A 15,104-nucleotide genomic window follows, 5' to 3' on the forward strand; every position below is an offset into this window, starting at 1 on the left:
GTTGGTACGCACCACCACCACCGAACGCCGGGGGTTGGGTGGCCGTTGGTGATAGCCACCACCACCGCGGTCGACCGGCAGAGTGTCGGCCCACCAACACCTCGGGAGTGTGGACAGGTCGGGATTGTGGATAAGTCCAATCCTCCAACCAATCAAAACCGATAGACGGCGGCTTGTTACTCGGACTTGAGTCCTACCCGTTTCGGGAAGCTCCTGAGATGACGATTATCCAATCCTTCGTATCGGGAAGGTTCGACGACCGACCGCGGACGGACGGCCACCGACCGCGCGCACCAGCAAAACCGATAGACGGCGCGGCCTTCCCGACGTAGCCCACGCCCCACGCGCGTTAGGAGCGTTGCGAAACGACGGCCAACCGCGGTCGACCGTCCCACGGACCACTTGTGTCCATACGTTGTCCAATCCCACAGACACAAGTCAACCCTCCAAACGCCCGAATCCTTGCGTCTCAGGGGTTTCTTTATATACGTTACCGGTACCACAATGCTTAATACGGTGGCAGGTATCTCTGTAGATGTCGAAGAACCAAGCCCGAAACGGCCTCTGAACGTTCAAGACTCCCACCCACCCGAGGGTGGCAGGTAAGCGCCACCGGACCCAACCATGGGGCCAACCCACGGTCTTACAGGCTTAGGTTGAGTGTTCCGACACTTCCGACTCATGGACTGTCCGGGTTGTGACCTTGGCATGGCAACGACCGTCTTAACGGACCTAAGGTAAAGTGCTAAGAGAATCACACTATAGGGCTACGACTCTGTAGACTAAGGCGCGGGTATGGCACCCGAAGTTAACCCCCAACCACCTGAAACCGAAGGTAACGGACCTTCCCGCATCTGAGAGTGGTGCGTGTTAAGGGGTTGGTTAGCCCTACGACATCTGTAGGAGTGAGAGTCTCGTAAAATAAAAGACACTTTTGTTCGGTAGGAAAAGGCCAACCCGTTGCACGGGCTACCTCGGGAACCTGCGGGGAACGGGAAGGGTAGGGAACGGCGATCCCAATAGCGCGAGCTTTGGGAACCGCCCGGTGATTAGCCTCAAGGCAAGTTGTCGGGTTGGAGATACAGCACCACTACTACGTAGTGGGGAAACTCGTCGGTACCGACTCCCTCCGAACCGGGAAAGCGATAGCGCGTATGGTTTCGTTAGTGAAAGCGATTTACCGCGCCAAGTCATGTGACACCAAGCTGACGGTGGTTGGTAGTGACTCAACCAAAGAGCTGTTGAGATACTTTCTCGGAAGTGTTGCCTGCTGAAAATTGTGTTCGGAAAACGCGACAGTTAGGTCTACTGGCAAGATAACTTGTTACCCATAGGGAACCCGCAACGGGCGGGGTATCGAACGATAAATCCCACATACGCTGGGTTTGTTTTGACATTTCTATGGGATATAAGTGTGCGCCGTAGGCCGATTCGTGGCTACGCCACAGTTAGCTGAAAGCGTGATTCGCAGACATATAGGCAGGCTTGTAGCACACACTACTTGATTGGAACAAACCCGGTGGGTACTATCGAATTTCCGTGCGGCTTGCGCGGTATTTAAGCAAGCCCAAGTAACCCGTATCGCCCGACGACCAAACCAACCAACCAAACAGCCAATGTTCGCACAAGAACCCAAGGCCGACGTAGCAACGACCACGACCGAAACCAACACCAGCGAAACCACGACCGAGGGACCGTTCCCCGGACGCATCCAATCTCGCGAGGATTACTGGGCGGGTATCGACCTGAAGCGCATAGTTGGGGCAAGTGTCCTTCGCTCTGACAAGGTACGCGCCAAGGAGAAAGACGGTTCGACGATGACCGCCGACCGCAACCGTAGCCCCCTACTGCGGGAATACGATTTGGTCATGGAGATATCAAAGGACCTGAGCAAAGCCTTCCGTAGTGACAAGTCGGACAACTTGCCCGGCCTTCGCGAATACCGCAACCAGTTCCCCGAACCCGATGCGGATATGTGGCGGGATTTCTTCGCTCGGACCTTCGGTGATTCGTTCAAGCTAACGGGTATCCACAAGGTTCCCCAAGACGTTGCCATGAACACCTACGGGATAGATTACACCAAGGACAAGCAAGACCCAATCTACCTTCCCGAGTTCGAAGGGATGGGTGTCTACCAAGTTCCCCCGGAGCTGGAGGAAAGCGAAGCGGTCGAAGAAACCGAATCTGAACCCGAACCGGAATCCAGCGGGAAGCCCGCGAACGCCGGAGACAAGGCCGCACAGTACAAGAAGGACCACCCGCACCTATCGAACGACGACGTTGGAGCCAAGTTCAACATCTCCGGTACGGCGGTCGCAAATGCCTGCAAGCGCAACTTCGGTGAGGAGGGCTATGAGGCAATCAAGGCCGAAGGCCGCGAAGCCCGCCAAACCGAAGGTGGCTTCGAGTTCGTCGAATCCGAACCCGAAACGGAATCCGCGGACCTTCCGTTCACCGCCGACCAGCTCGAAAAGGCGAAGGCCCTTGCCGGTGGCAACCTCGACGCCGCACTCGACCTCCTAATCGCGCTCCAGTAAGCCATACGCGGCGGCTTACACAATCCTTTGACAAACCTGTAGTGGCGGACGCTGGTTCGACTCCAGCAACAGGAGTGGGGAACGCCCCCAAGCAACCCGGAGCTGTATCGCCGCGCGAACAAACCAACCCGAACCAATCGAAACCAAACCAATGAGCGACGTAATTAGCGTCAAGCAACACTTGTCGTACCGCTATCTGGACGAATCGCCGTGCCCGAAGTGCGATTGCACGCACACGGTTATCTCGGGCGAAACCCGGTCGGACTTCTACGAACGGAAGTGCCCGGTGTGCCTATTCCACGAGACGAAGCGCCACGAACACCGCATTGTCGAACCCTGACCGAATCGCGATCCGAACCAAACCAACATCAATGAGCTACAGTTACAGTTTCACCCGAAGCGAGATTGCCGCCGAACACCCCGCCGATGGCCTTTGCCCGGTGTGTTCATCGAACCGAACCAACCACGTCGACTTCAGTAGCGACCGAATCACCTACGTTCGCTGTTCGGATTGTGGGTGCGATTCCGAAGTCGATTGGCAGTAAGCCCGGCTAAGACAATCCTTAGACAACCTTAATACGACTGCCGCGAATATACTACTGAGAACTAACCCATGAGCCACAGCCGAACCCAAATCATCCCCGATATGCCGGACGGCGCATTGACCATCTCCTGTTTCAGCGCGAAGCAAGCGAACGAACTAACCCGAATCCTCTACGACGAGAACCCCGGTTCGCTCTATCACGTCGAACACTACCCACGAACCCACGACGATACCGGCGAGTGGGAAGACATCCTGCTCGTAATCAGGCAACTCAGCCACCACGACGGCTTCGGTTGGGCGTCGAGTGATTCCCACCCCGAACCTGACTACTGGGCGGAGGACCTGCTATGAGCGCCACATTGCGATCCCAACTCAAGGCACCGGACCTCATCGAGAAGTACGGTAATTGGAGTCGAATCGAACACATCGAACAAACAGAGAACTTCCCCGGTCTGGTCTACATCGAGTCGGCGAACCGGGATATGCCCTTCTCCCTGTTGCATACGATTCAGCGAGAACCCCGGCTATACGTATGGCAAGTGCTGGCAACCGAAGACGGACGCGCCGCGATGTTCGTTGGCACCCACGACCGAGAGTGAATACCTATGATAGAATACAGTTTCCACATCCACAACCCGAGCCGCATAATCAGCGACACCGAACAAACCCAAATCGCGATTGCCCTATCGAACATCCTTCTCGAAAACCACGACGTCAGTTGTGACGACATCGGGATCGAACTCAACCTGGTCGAAGAACAATGAACCCCGACAGACAACCCCAACAGTGCGGTCACTGCGGTAAGAACGAATACAACACGAGTATCATGCGGGTTTCCTGCTTCCCTCGTAAGGAGCTTCCCGATGAATACGACGCGTTGTGTCGGCCCTGTGCCGAACAGTTGGACGAGTTCGACCCAGCGAACCTCACCGACGACGAGCTGATAGCGGCTATCATCTCGGACAGTATCGGTTACGCAAGTCCACGCCACGCCGCCTTCCACGTTCGCGACTATCGCGATGGGGAAACCGGCGTTCACTGTGAACGCGGCCACGCAATCTTCGACGGCGACCTTCTCGCGCTCATGGAGAGCGCCGGTCGACACTGGTTGGGCAAGTCCGAACAGGACAAGCAACGGTTGCTTGCCAAGGTTCAGCGGTGGGCTGAACTCGAAGACGAAGACCGTATGGCGGGCGTGACGCTCTCGATGATGATGCCGGTTGGGGGGTTGTGATGCCACGCCGTGCCGCCCCACCCCTGACGAAAGAACAGGCCGAAGAACGCTACGGCGACGGCGAAGTGCAAGAGTGCCGGGGTTGCGGTGGCTGGTATAGCCGCCACTCGTATCCCGGTGCGTGCTTCGCCTGTGCGGTTGGCCTCAAGCCGTACCGCGGATAAGAAAACCCTTACACAACATTACCATGCACCTCGACACCACCGAACCCCGATACGCACTGCTCAACACCGACCTGAACCGAATCCTCACCGACGCCCGCGGCCACTCGACGTTCGGTAACATCGCCGACGTTGCCGACTTCTACTGGGGCCTCGGTTGCCCGGACCACATCGTGATAGTCACGATCCGAACCAAGCGAAGCGAAACGCTCACCGACGAGGTTCGGATGCTCGTCGCTGAACGCGACCTGATGTAACCATACCCATGACCCTCATGCCACAAGAGACGCGAATAGACATCCTCGACGACGGAACCGCCCGCCTCACCGATGGGGATGGGTGGATACTCACCACCCATTTCATTTGGCTGAGTGATTGGGAGTAAGGTAATCCCACAATGGCACTACTACTGGTATCCCATTAGTGGTGTCCCACTGGGTATCCCATGTAAGTATTGAACGTTCACTATTCCATGTTCAACATCGGGAAGTCGGTGTGCATTAGGAGTAGTGTCCATTAGCGGTACGGAATTTCAGTACGGGGTACCGTTTTTTGAGTACCCCACAATCGGAGACAGAAAACAATGAGTACCAACCTCAACACCAGAACCATCAGCGAAACGAGCGACAAAATCACCACCGAAGAATACGCCAAGACAACCCCGGCGGCGGTCCTGACAGTCATTGAGACGAACGTCGGTGACTTGACCGTCCCCGAGTGGTACATCCCGACGACCAAAGCGGTGTACGACAAACAGGGCGTCGTCGAGAGCTGGGCACAGAAGAAGTTCCCCGTTCACACCGTCAGTCTGTGCCCCGATTCGGACGACAGCGTGTTCCGATCCAAACTTCGCAACACCAGCAAGAACCAGACGGCGTATCAATACACGGACGGCACCGGTATCTGCTACCACTACAGCACCATCTGTGGGATTCGCACGAAGTCCGGGTTGGTGTTCAACAACCAGCAGAACTACGCCAGCGGTCGCGTCACCCTGTATTCGGTCCCGCACCGGTTCTCCGATGGGAACCTCCCATTGACGACGCTCCGCGAGATCGTTCGGGGAACCGACGTCGACCTGTTCGACATCACGGAAGTCATCGAGGGGAAGAACGCCGAGCTGGTGGTCTTCGGTTCGGGCCGCGAGGTTGTCGCCATCGGCTACGACGCAACCGCGGCTCAGGGCAACGGTGAGTTCGCGTTCCTGTTGACCGAAGACGAGCAAGAGATGGTTCGCCGGGAACCCGACCGTATCTACGACATCCTCATGCCGGTTGAGGTGGCGCGGTTCCTGAACGACGGCGTGAAGCTCAACGAGAACCCCCGCATCTACGGCCACAAGGCGGACGGCGAAACCATCATGCGACAGGGTGAACACTTCTTCGTCCCGTATCCCGACTTCGAGTACCGGTACGCCGACACCGTTGTTGGCGACCGAGCAAACCCGGATGGGCTGGAGAAGCCTCAAACGAACAAGGTCCGGTACGGTCGCCGGTACCGGGCGCACCACGACCTTGGGTCGCACATCCCTCGGGACTACATCCAGCTCACGGACGGTCGGCGGTTCGTTCGAGGGACGATTCGACACCTTCGGCGCGAACACCGGATGCTGAACCTCGGTGAGACGTGGCACGAAGTGTTCACGAACGACCGCGAGGTGACCGTGATTGGCGACCGGTCGACGCTCTCGGACTGATGGGGTTCACCGCGATGCTGGCCTTCTCATTGGGGACAGCGGCGGTGTTGCTGGTGGTATCGTTCGCGTGGGAGTTACGGCACGACATCGTTCGCCCGTTCAAAGACAACCCTAAGAAAACCCATAGAAAACCTTAAGTCGTCTCCCGCGAATATACTACTGAGGGCAAACGGCACGCGGCGAAACTGGTTCTCCCCCTTCCCGACGAAATCCGATACTGGCGTTCACAGTTTGGTTCGATCCCGAACATCGGACTGTGGCGGCGGCCACTCTAATCCACGCACCATCGGTAACACGGACTAATCTACATATGAGCAGTAGCAACGACACCAACAGCGGCACCGCCACCGAAACCATCACCAACCAGGAAATGATTCGCCTCCTGAACGAACCCGTCACCATGACCGTCTCGACGACCCTCTACGGGTTCAACGCGCTTCTCTCCGGGCTGGAGGTAGTCTCCGAGCTGGAGATGGAACAGGGCGACGTCAAGAAGGCCATCAACACCCTCATGTTCCTCTCCAGTATCGAAGACGAGAACCCCGACATCCACGCCAAGTACCAAACCATCATCGAGTACGTCCAGAACGACTCCATTGAGATGGTTGAGGGCAACGAGACGCTCGAACTCGTCCCGACCGACGACGAGGAGGATGCGGAAGAACAGTAGGGTCACGATTGACCCCGACCGACTCCACGCCATCGAGGTCGTTGGGTCCGGTCTGGTGCTTCTCACTCTCTGTCTCTGGTTGCTTGGGGCGCTGTCGTAGGACAGTACAAATCGACAGCGGTTGCCCTGTATGGTTTTACTGATGTTCGATTCATCAGCAGGGCGTGGCCCATGGTGGAGGGCCACCTGCGGTATGTGGAACACGGAACGAGGAATTACAATTATGGGAATCAAAGCAAGCAAGGAAGTAAAGCAGTTAGTCAACAAGAACAGCGGCAAGTCGCTCCGGCGAGGTAGCACGGACAAGCGGTTCTACCCGGTCACGAACGCGACCTTCAAACAGCTGTACCCGACGAAGGAGTGGCAATCGCGCTACTACCAGACGGTGTACGGAGGCCGCTGATGGAACCCTACTGGGTTCGGTACGCCCGGTTGCAGGACCGCGAGTACGACGAGGGTGGCGAAGTTGTGATCGCTTACGCGAAGAAGATGGGGTGGCTCGTCGACGAAGCCAACCTGGAGGCGCTGTCGTGAGGCCCGGCCCGGATTGGACCGTCGAGTCGCACAGCGTCGGTGTCCCCGGATTTACGGAGGATAGGTTCTATCACAAGTCCGGTCGCATCGAAATTGCGATTAGCCCGTATAACGGGATGGACGACGGCGAGACACCGGTTCGGGAGTTCTACACGAACGTCTACGAGTACCGAACCTACGACGAAGATAACGACGAGTGGATTGACGACTGTCTGCTCGTGTCGAAGCGCACGAAGACCCATGCGGCGGCGCTTAGTTGGGCGCTTCACTTCACGACGAACCTACTGGACCTGATTGACCACCAGGGCGGACGGCCCCTGAAACCCGCGCGGTAGCCGTCACACAGCGGAGAGAAACCTATGTTTATCAAATACGCACTTCTGGACAAGTCAACTGGGTTGTTCAAGGCGGTCCCGAGCGAGGGAACCGACCTCTTGGACTCCTGGGACGACGCGGTTGAGTTCGCCGATCTTCTACGCGACACCGAACCCGGTGATTGGAGCATCGTTCGGGTGAAGGCACTATGAGTACGAGCGAGGAATCCACGCGGTTACACGTCCTTGACCTGTGCCGTCCTGGTGTTCCCCTGGAGTTTGCCGAGTGGCGGAGTCTCTACGATAAGGAGTGGAAGGCGAGCTTGGCGAACCCCGAGAACGAAAACGAGTGGCTCGTGTTGACGTGGAACGACTACAACCAGCGTCGTGTCCACCAACTGTGGCCCTGACAACCAAGAACAATCATGAGTACGAACAACGACATCCCCGGCGACTGCCGGTGCTTGAACTGTAGAATAACCTTCGCGGCCCCGTCGAAGCGGTTCGTCGGGAACTACTGCCCGGAGTGTTCGGCGTACTTCGCTGAACACGGGCGGCATAGAGAAACCTAAGACAACCTTTGGTTTCCCGGTGGCACGAGCGGCGGCAGGAGGGTTCGACTCCCTCCCGTGTCGTGTAACCCACCGCGGGTTGCCCCAATCGTCCGCTGGGTAATGCGGACCACCACAATCATGAGAGCAGACACGACTATCAAGTTCGCAGGCGTGGACAGCATGGACAACTTCTGGATGGAGTGGGACGACCAATACGGAGACAAGCCCGAACGGTCCTTCGGTGACGTGATACGGGCGCTCCCCCGCGCCATGCACGCCGACGTTGCGTGGCTGAACGAAGTCACGAACGACTACGAGGCAACCGAGCGGTTCTCCGCAATCGTCGATCCCGAGCGCATGATGAAGATGGCGAACGGCGAGGATGTCGACCCCCTGTGGCACATCCCCACCGACAACTACACCATCATCAACCCGATGGACGCCTACGCGCCCCTCGAAACCGCGCTCGACGAGAACGACCTAAGTGGGTCGATGTTCGGTGAAGCCCGCCTCTACCGCGGTGGTGGCGAGGTTCACATCGACATCCTGTTCCCCGAGAAGTACATCGACTACCAGGACTCGCGCGTCCTTGCTGGTATCACCACCGGCTACGACTTCTTCGGGCAAACCACCCTCTACGCCGTTGGGTACGCCCAGGACACCGGCTGCAAGAACAGTATGCGGGACCTCACCGACGAGAAGACGCGCAAGCACGTTGGCGAACCCCAGGACTTCAGCGAGTGGTGGACGGACATCCTCCTCCAGATAGATGTGATGACCGACCACCTAACCGAGATCATCCGGTTCGCGGAAGCAACCACGATGGACTTCACCGACCTCCCGTTCACGCTCGGCGAGTTCTACGAGAACCTCGGGATTCCGAGTTACCTGGCGGAGTCCGCGGCTCGTGACGCCCGCGCTCGTTCCGAAGACCCCTTCGCAATCAGCCTGTGGGACGTTCACTCCGGGCTGACCTACGCGCTCACGCACTCCTTCCGGGGTGGCGAGTCCGGGTCACTGGTTGGGTACGTTCAGACGGCGAACGACCTGCTGATGAACCCCGATTCGATGGTCCGCCGGGCAACCACGAGCTACGAGCGTTCCCTGGAGGGCGACGAAGCGGACGAACTCGGGAACCCCGAGAACTCCGGTCGCGCCGCCATTGAGCGCCTGGAGACGAGCATCCACGAGAAGCGCGCCGAGTACGGCGAGTTCGAGAACCGCATGGAACGTGTTCTCGCAACGATGGACGGCGACGACGGCGAGGCACCCGCCGCATGAGAGTCACCTACGACGACCCAACTGAGTGGTTCAGCTCGCGAGTCGACGGAGACGAAGACAACCCGGTGATCGTCGTCGAGAACCGGGAGGGCGCGGCGCTCTACCTGGACAAGTCGTTCATCGACGAGTACATTGACGAGGATGTGTACGACATCGTGAACCAACTCGCCGAGGAAGCAATCGAGGTCTACTATCTGGAGTACGACCACCTGTTCGGCGTCCCCAGTTACTTCGAGGAACGCTAATGGTTCGGTGTTTCGTCTGCATCGAACCCATCGAACCGCGTAGCGCCATGGAAGTGGCGACCATGCGGTTCCCGAACGGGAGCGAGATCGAAGTTCCGACCTGCCCGAACTGCCTGCCCACGTAGGGCGAGGCACCCCCTTCCTGCGGTTTTTCAGTACGGGGTCACGGCTTCAAGGCCCCCAATCAACTATGAGCAACGCAACTACCAGCAACTTCAACAGCTCGTACAACTTCACGACCGACTTCCCCGGCATCGGCACCGTCACCGCCGACAAGCTCACCCTCGACCACGGGATTGAATCCGGCGAAGACCTGGCCCGAACCTATCTGACGACGGACGCCCGCCGTCTCTACGACGACATCCAAGAGCAACAGCGCGCCCGGTTCCACTATGCGCTGTTGGATTCCGGGCTGACCGACGACGACCTGGGTGTGGACGCTGATGGACACGGCCTGGAGGCCATGGTGTTCATCCGCGCGTTCGGGTTGTCCCGTAACTTCGACGACGAGGCAACGCTGAGTCCGCGACACAAGGCTCGAATCCGCCCGACTGAGGTCGACTTCAGTAAGGGCGGCCTCATGTGCGCGAACAACATCGTGGCCTACGTGTGGGATACCGAGACGTTCTACGAGTACGCCGACTTCAAGGACTGGCCCGCCGAGATCACCCAACCCGTCCAGAAGTTCGACACGGACTACAAGACGAGAATCGTTGTGTCTGCGGAAACCGAGACTAACTCGACGTTCTTGACGACCAACCAACTCTCGGTGGCCGAACACCTGTTCGGGTTCGATGTATTCGATGAACCGAGCCGGATGCGAACCCACCCCGATGAGATGTACCCGGTGTTCATCGACAACTACGCCGAAGACCGGTTGCTGATTATCGCCCCTCGCACCGAAGGTAAGTAGGGCGACCCCTTCCCGCGGTTTTTCAGTACGGAGCCAGCGGCGCGGTGCGGTTTCAGGCTCCAACCAATCAGCACCATGAGTGATTATACCATGATGGATATTGACGAGTTAGAACAGCGCGAGCAGTCCCTTTGGGAACGCATCGAAGTAACCGAGGGCGTCGTTAGCGACCTGCGGCACGCCCAATCCCTGTTGTATAGCGCGGAACGACGGAACAGCTCCTACGGCCTGGGGTTGGACCTCCCGACCGTCACGAACGAACAGATGTACGAGGCCGAGTCACACCTGGAGTCACTGGAGGAACAGCACGCCGACGTTGACGAGGAGCTGTACCACCGGAGGGAGGCATGACCCTCACCATCAACGGCGTCGAGCTGGAGGAAGGCATGAACCTGTGGCGGTACGCGGCACTCCGAACGTACAACAGGACCCTCACCGAGCAGGACCCCGACGACGTGTTCGAGGAGATCGCGCAAGTCCTGGTCGCGGACTACCCCGAGGTTGTGAACGGCGCACCAGCGAACATCGTGAAGGCGAACCTCCGGGGGACGCCTGGCGTCTACGATGATAGCGAGTTGATTAACTATCACGCGATGGTGGCAACCCGCGTTCACCATGACCCCGATACCGGGCACATTGACATCACGCTGAGGGACTTGAAGGAACAGCGAAAGTTCGTGTTCTCATCGAACATCGACGTTGCCTACACCGGAGAATACTACAACTCCGAACCGCTGAGCGCCCTGGAGTCGCACCTTGGGGTCACGATTCTCCCCAGCGGAGGGAACTAATGAGTGAACGTTCCCGGCTCATCAAGTCGCTCATCATCGTCCACGACCGCTACTGGGAGGACGACGGTGAGGGTGAGATGCTCATGCGAATCCCGCTCCCCGAGGGGTTCGCTTACGACGTCGACGACCTGGGGCAAGGCGAAGTGGTCGTTCAATACTGGAGGGAGGACTGATGCGTCACGAAGACGCGGTTCCCCCAACCGGCGAGCGGGGTTGGCACAAGATCGCGGAGTTCCCTGACATCGTGAAGTGGCAGTACAAGGACTCGCCGTACCGGGTGGTCGTCCACAAGAACGGACGCGGCCACTACGAGGCGCGGTTCACGTCGTGGTTCAATGGGGCGTCCTATCGAATCATCGGGAACTGCGGCGGCGACGAGTTCGGGCGACTCAAAGCCATCGTGAAGGCCGAAGCCTGGATGAACGAACACCCGTATGGGTGCGCGCCACCGTACAAACTCGCGGAAGAAGCGGGGCAACTCGCATGACCGAGTACACCTGCCGGAAGTGCGGCGGGGCTACGGAGGTCCTGAACCCGAGTGCGATGCGTGGCCGCCGACTGTTCGACATGATGCGGCCCCGTGTACAGTGCGTTGACTGCAAGCACATCTTCAAACTGGAGCGATGAACGCGCGATTACTGGCCCGCGTCCTGTTGGGAATCACGGCCTTCCCGATGGTGTACGCTGGTGTGATAGTGAGAAACCGACTGACGAGACTGATTCAGAAATGGTACCGAACTGCCGAGACTGCGGAAACGAACAGCTTGTGAGAGAAGGAGCCTGTGCGACCTGCCCGTTGTGTGGGTGGTCGAAATGTAACATCTGAGCGATGCCCGTCGTGCAACAGACGTTTGCCGAGGCGCTCGCGACACAGAATAAGGGCTGTTGGAATACGGCCTGCCCGAACGTTCCTCCGGCTCCCGGTGACTTGTGCAACGAGTGCTTGGACCGGGTTCGGCGCGAAGATCGCGAAGCGAACTACGAGAACTACGGCGACTACTTACGCGACAAGTTTGAGTAGGCGAATAACACACCTGATAGGAAATGCGAAATGCGAATCCACAACCAACCAAGGGAATCATGACAATCACAGAGATATTGGATGCACCGAACGGCGAACACCAGCTCACGTTCATCAATGGACACACCCACGAGGGGCTTCAGACGGTCGTGTTCCGGGTTCGTGACTCACACTACGTTGGCTACGTGAAGGCCCCGGACGCGCTCATTGAGGCGTATCCTGCGCCCGCTGACGACGGTGTGTACGATGTCCGTTCGCTTGAGTCGATGGTCGATGTCCACGGTGGACTGACCTACGGCCCGGACGAAGACGGCTGGGTCGGGTTCGATTGCGCGCACTCCGGCGATATGTGCGTCGACGAGAACGGCACGCCCCTCCCGAATAACATCGAGGCTGACCTTCGGGCGGCCATGAACGACTACGACCGCAAGGAGTGGGCGACCGATTGGTGGCCTGAAGATGTGGTCGAGGAGTGTGACCGACTCGCGGAAGCACTCAACGAACTTGCGTTGAAAGTTCGGTAATCACCCGACTGCGGTTGAGTAGAACATGAGTAACTCAAACCCATTAGCACCGCGTCCAGCGTGCCCTGTCCCTGGGTGTACGTCACACACCGTTCGGGACCTGGGTTCGACGGACGAGTATCACGAGTACGATTGCCGGGTCCACGGGCGCGTTCGCTGGTGGCCTGAGAGCGGACTTACAGAACGAGTTGAGACATAATGGCATTACAAAACATAGCTGACGAGTGGACTGAAGTACCGACCTGTGACCTTGTGCGATACGGCCTGTTCCTGATGCAAGAGATCGGGACGTGGAACGCGAGCATCGACGACGAATCCTACAACACCGACGAGGTGTTCGATACGGTTCGAGCGCGGAACGTCACCGCCGTTCACGTTGAGGGTGACGGCGTGATTCAAATAGAGGGCGAAGGAACCGCGCAGGAGTACATCAAGCGGATTCCTGGCGACTACTATCAGCCCCCGGAGTGGGTAACCCGCGATGCCGAGGTACTGTGGCTGGTTCGGTTCACGCTCGCCGATGAAGGCTACGCTGAGGGCGAGATAGAGGTGTGGTGATTCCGATGATTGACACCTGCAACTTCTCACAGGAGGCAACGATTGACGTTCTGGTACGTGACCACGACCGGGAGCTGTACATAGACGTCAACGAACGCGGCGGTCGGATTCACGTCCGGCTGTTCGATGGCGACGATAACACTATCTCGGTTGCTGACCTGGAATTACCAGGGGACGAGCAACTGGGCGAGGCAAACTAATGGACTACAGTAAGTATCAGAACCCGAAGCCGGAACCCGAAGTGACGCAGACCAGTGAACAACCGCGGGAAGCGCCCGTTTCCCCATCCCCCGCTCAGGAACCGAAGTACGAGTGGGAGTGGCACCACTACCTATGAGCTATCAGGACACCATCGAGGCGTTCTATCGCGGTGGGCGGCTCATCACCGGGAGTGTCATCTTACTGGTGGTCGGGTTCGTTGTCCTGCTGTTCACGATAGGTGGCGTGGCGAACATCGTGATGTTTCAGGACATCAAGACCGGGACGATGAACCTCATGGTCGCGGTCGTCCTGGTTCTCGTGGTCGTTGGGTTGGTGCGCCTGGGGAAGCGAGGGACGGACGCTCAGTAGGGTCCGTACTCTTGTTCCCAGGACTGGAGCAACGTGTACGTTGCTTGGGTCGCGTAGGCCCGATCAGGATAGAACTCGAACCGAACGTTGTACCGCTTCGGCCAGCCGTCGACCGTGCTGGTGATGGTCCGCGGGTAGGTTCGACAGAAGTAGTGTGGGCAGGACTTCGCGCCTGCGTCGGCGTATTTTTGTACGAGGTGTCGTGGTTCCTCTACGATAACCACGAACTCTTGGAGGTCGCGGTCAGCTCGCTTGACTTCGGCCTCGAACCGTTTGCGGTCGGACCCAAGTGACGTTGCGAGGTCGTTGAGTGACTTGCGCTCGACGGCGGCGATGCCTTCCAGGGCTGGCGTCGTGTAGTCGCCCGTTTCCAACCGGGTGGTTTCGAGCGTGACGTTGGGGATCGCGGAGAAGTCGAACGGTTGCTTCTCGCGGTCGTCGTGGAGGATTACGAAGTCGTGGTCACTCATGGCGGAGTGCCTCCTTGACCGCGGCGAGGCACGCGAAGATGCGCGTCGTGCTGTAGCCCTGGTGTCCAGCGAGAACCAGGAACGGGTCGTCGTTGAGTTCGCCTCCGTTGAAGACATGGCGGCGTCCGTCCTGTTCGGCGACGTGGATACAGACACAGTACGCGATTAGTTCTGCGCCGTAGCCGATTTGCCTGATGTTGAGTTCATCAAATAGCTCGCGCCCTCGTCGGCGCTGGGCTTTGGTGAGGTCGACCTGGCTGGAGATGGCGTCGTAGAGCGCGAGGTTGTCGCGGTTCCGTAGCGCCTCCTGGTCGCTCCAGGTGCGAGTATCACCGATGTTGTACTTGTACAGCCGTTCGTACCGCGCTCGCAGTTCGTGCGGGGCTTCGGCTGGGTGAAAGGTCGTTGCGTTTTCAGTGTCGCTACTCGTTATGGGTTCGTCGTCTTCGTCAAACATTGTCTTAGTATTGTCTTAGCCTATCAGGTC

Annotated in this window: 26 protein-coding genes; 24 read left to right on the top strand and 2 right to left on the bottom strand. The window is 58.3% G+C overall.

The annotated features are described in order from the left end of the window. The first annotated feature begins 1,616 nt into the window (after positions 1-1,616). The 24 genes from ACZ48X_RS20110 to ACZ48X_RS20225 all read left to right on the top strand — a co-directional run bounded on the left by ACZ48X_RS20110 (position 1,617) and on the right by ACZ48X_RS20225 (position 14,147). Positions 1,617-2,537: a hypothetical protein gene (locus tag ACZ48X_RS20110; RefSeq protein ID WP_336350715.1), complete on the top strand. Its 921-nt coding sequence runs from the start codon at positions 1,617-1,619 to the stop codon at positions 2,535-2,537. A 646-nt stretch (positions 2,538-3,183) separates the two neighbouring features. Then, positions 3,184-3,432: a hypothetical protein gene (locus tag ACZ48X_RS20115; protein ID WP_336350714.1), complete on the top strand. Its 249-nt coding sequence runs from the start codon at positions 3,184-3,186 to the stop codon at positions 3,430-3,432. Then, entirely contained in the window at positions 3,429-3,680 is a 252-nt protein-coding gene (locus tag ACZ48X_RS20120; RefSeq protein ID WP_336350713.1) for a hypothetical protein, read from the top strand. The genes ACZ48X_RS20115 and ACZ48X_RS20120 overlap by 4 nt, the downstream gene beginning before the upstream one ends. 6 nt (positions 3,681-3,686) lie before the next feature. After that, positions 3,687-3,845 (top strand): hypothetical protein, encoded by a 159-nt coding sequence (locus tag ACZ48X_RS20125; protein ID WP_336350712.1) that lies wholly within the window; start codon positions 3,687-3,689, stop codon positions 3,843-3,845. Positions 3,846-3,982: 137 nt separating this feature from the next. Beyond that, positions 3,983-4,315 (top strand): hypothetical protein, encoded by a 333-nt coding sequence (locus ACZ48X_RS20130; RefSeq protein ID WP_336350711.1) that lies wholly within the window; start codon positions 3,983-3,985, stop codon positions 4,313-4,315. 187 nt (positions 4,316-4,502) lie between these two features. Next, the gene (locus tag ACZ48X_RS20135; RefSeq protein WP_336350710.1) at positions 4,503-4,733 is read left to right on the top strand and encodes a hypothetical protein; all 231 of its coding nucleotides are present in this window, start codon (positions 4,503-4,505) and stop codon (positions 4,731-4,733) included. Positions 4,734-5,059: 326 nt separating this feature from the next. Beyond that, positions 5,060-6,172 carry a hypothetical protein gene (locus ACZ48X_RS20140; protein WP_336350709.1) on the top strand — a complete coding sequence of 371 codons (1,113 nt, stop codon included), beginning with the start codon at positions 5,060-5,062 and terminating at the stop codon, positions 6,170-6,172. 310 nt (positions 6,173-6,482) lie between these two features. Then, the gene (locus ACZ48X_RS20145; RefSeq protein ID WP_336350708.1) at positions 6,483-6,842 is read left to right on the top strand and encodes a hypothetical protein; all 360 of its coding nucleotides are present in this window, start codon (positions 6,483-6,485) and stop codon (positions 6,840-6,842) included. 223 nt (positions 6,843-7,065) lie between these two features. After that, positions 7,066-7,245 carry a hypothetical protein gene (locus ACZ48X_RS20150; protein WP_336350707.1) on the top strand — a complete coding sequence of 60 codons (180 nt, stop codon included), beginning with the start codon at positions 7,066-7,068 and terminating at the stop codon, positions 7,243-7,245. After that, positions 7,245-7,376: a hypothetical protein gene (locus ACZ48X_RS20155; protein WP_336350706.1), complete on the top strand. Its 132-nt coding sequence runs from the start codon at positions 7,245-7,247 to the stop codon at positions 7,374-7,376. The genes ACZ48X_RS20150 and ACZ48X_RS20155 overlap by 1 nt, the downstream gene beginning before the upstream one ends. Continuing rightward, positions 7,373-7,711 carry a hypothetical protein gene (locus tag ACZ48X_RS20160; RefSeq protein ID WP_336350705.1) on the top strand — a complete coding sequence of 113 codons (339 nt, stop codon included), beginning with the start codon at positions 7,373-7,375 and terminating at the stop codon, positions 7,709-7,711. The genes ACZ48X_RS20155 and ACZ48X_RS20160 overlap by 4 nt, the downstream gene beginning before the upstream one ends. A gap of 24 nt (positions 7,712-7,735) precedes the next feature. Next, the gene (locus tag ACZ48X_RS20165) at positions 7,736-7,903 is read left to right on the top strand and encodes a hypothetical protein (RefSeq protein WP_336350704.1); all 168 of its coding nucleotides are present in this window, start codon (positions 7,736-7,738) and stop codon (positions 7,901-7,903) included. Next, the gene (locus ACZ48X_RS20170; protein ID WP_336350703.1) at positions 7,900-8,100 is read left to right on the top strand and encodes a hypothetical protein; all 201 of its coding nucleotides are present in this window, start codon (positions 7,900-7,902) and stop codon (positions 8,098-8,100) included. Before ACZ48X_RS20165 ends, ACZ48X_RS20170 begins: the two co-directional genes overlap by 4 nt. A 282-nt stretch (positions 8,101-8,382) precedes the next feature. After that, positions 8,383-9,525, top strand: a complete 1,143-nt coding sequence (locus ACZ48X_RS20175; RefSeq protein ID WP_336350702.1) for a hypothetical protein — start codon at positions 8,383-8,385, stop codon at positions 9,523-9,525. Continuing rightward, positions 9,522-9,770, top strand: a complete 249-nt coding sequence (locus ACZ48X_RS20180) for a hypothetical protein (protein ID WP_336350701.1) — start codon at positions 9,522-9,524, stop codon at positions 9,768-9,770. The genes ACZ48X_RS20175 and ACZ48X_RS20180 overlap by 4 nt, the downstream gene beginning before the upstream one ends. A 190-nt stretch (positions 9,771-9,960) precedes the next feature. After that, entirely contained in the window at positions 9,961-10,683 is a 723-nt protein-coding gene (locus ACZ48X_RS20185; protein WP_336350700.1) for a hypothetical protein, read from the top strand. 90 nt (positions 10,684-10,773) lie between these two features. After that, positions 10,774-11,034: a hypothetical protein gene (locus ACZ48X_RS20190; protein ID WP_336350699.1), complete on the top strand. Its 261-nt coding sequence runs from the start codon at positions 10,774-10,776 to the stop codon at positions 11,032-11,034. Continuing rightward, a complete protein-coding gene (locus ACZ48X_RS20195) occupies positions 11,031-11,474 on the top strand; it encodes a hypothetical protein (RefSeq protein ID WP_336350698.1) in 444 nt (147 codons plus the stop codon). The genes ACZ48X_RS20190 and ACZ48X_RS20195 overlap by 4 nt, the downstream gene beginning before the upstream one ends. Next, positions 11,474-11,647 carry a hypothetical protein gene (locus tag ACZ48X_RS20200; protein WP_336350697.1) on the top strand — a complete coding sequence of 58 codons (174 nt, stop codon included), beginning with the start codon at positions 11,474-11,476 and terminating at the stop codon, positions 11,645-11,647. The genes ACZ48X_RS20195 and ACZ48X_RS20200 overlap by 1 nt, the downstream gene beginning before the upstream one ends. After that, positions 11,647-11,961: a hypothetical protein gene (locus ACZ48X_RS20205; protein ID WP_336350696.1), complete on the top strand. Its 315-nt coding sequence runs from the start codon at positions 11,647-11,649 to the stop codon at positions 11,959-11,961. Before ACZ48X_RS20200 ends, ACZ48X_RS20205 begins: the two co-directional genes overlap by 1 nt. Positions 11,962-12,554: 593 nt before the next feature. Continuing rightward, a complete protein-coding gene (locus tag ACZ48X_RS20210; protein ID WP_336350695.1) occupies positions 12,555-13,019 on the top strand; it encodes a hypothetical protein in 465 nt (154 codons plus the stop codon). A gap of 273 nt (positions 13,020-13,292) precedes the next feature. Then, on the top strand, positions 13,293-13,577 hold the full coding sequence (locus tag ACZ48X_RS20215) for a hypothetical protein (protein ID WP_336350694.1): 285 nt from the start codon (positions 13,293-13,295) through the stop codon (positions 13,575-13,577). A gap of 5 nt (positions 13,578-13,582) precedes the next feature. Next, a complete protein-coding gene (locus tag ACZ48X_RS20220; protein ID WP_336350693.1) occupies positions 13,583-13,777 on the top strand; it encodes a hypothetical protein in 195 nt (64 codons plus the stop codon). Positions 13,778-13,910: 133 nt separating this feature from the next. Beyond that, positions 13,911-14,147 (top strand): hypothetical protein, encoded by a 237-nt coding sequence (locus ACZ48X_RS20225; RefSeq protein ID WP_336350692.1) that lies wholly within the window; start codon positions 13,911-13,913, stop codon positions 14,145-14,147. Here ACZ48X_RS20225 and ACZ48X_RS20230 read toward each other — a convergent pair. Together ACZ48X_RS20230 and ACZ48X_RS20235 are read right to left on the bottom strand one after the other, a co-directional pair. Beyond that, on the bottom strand, positions 14,141-14,617 hold the full coding sequence (locus ACZ48X_RS20230; RefSeq protein ID WP_336350691.1) for an ERCC4 domain-containing protein: 477 nt from the start codon (positions 14,615-14,617) through the stop codon (positions 14,141-14,143). The genes ACZ48X_RS20225 and ACZ48X_RS20230 overlap by 7 nt on opposite strands. Continuing rightward, on the bottom strand, positions 14,610-15,074 hold the full coding sequence (locus tag ACZ48X_RS20235) for a hypothetical protein (protein ID WP_336350690.1): 465 nt from the start codon (positions 15,072-15,074) through the stop codon (positions 14,610-14,612). Before ACZ48X_RS20235 ends, ACZ48X_RS20230 begins: the two co-directional genes overlap by 8 nt. Between the last annotated feature and the right edge of the window lie 30 nt (positions 15,075-15,104).

The organism is Halorubellus litoreus, assembly GCF_055378595.1.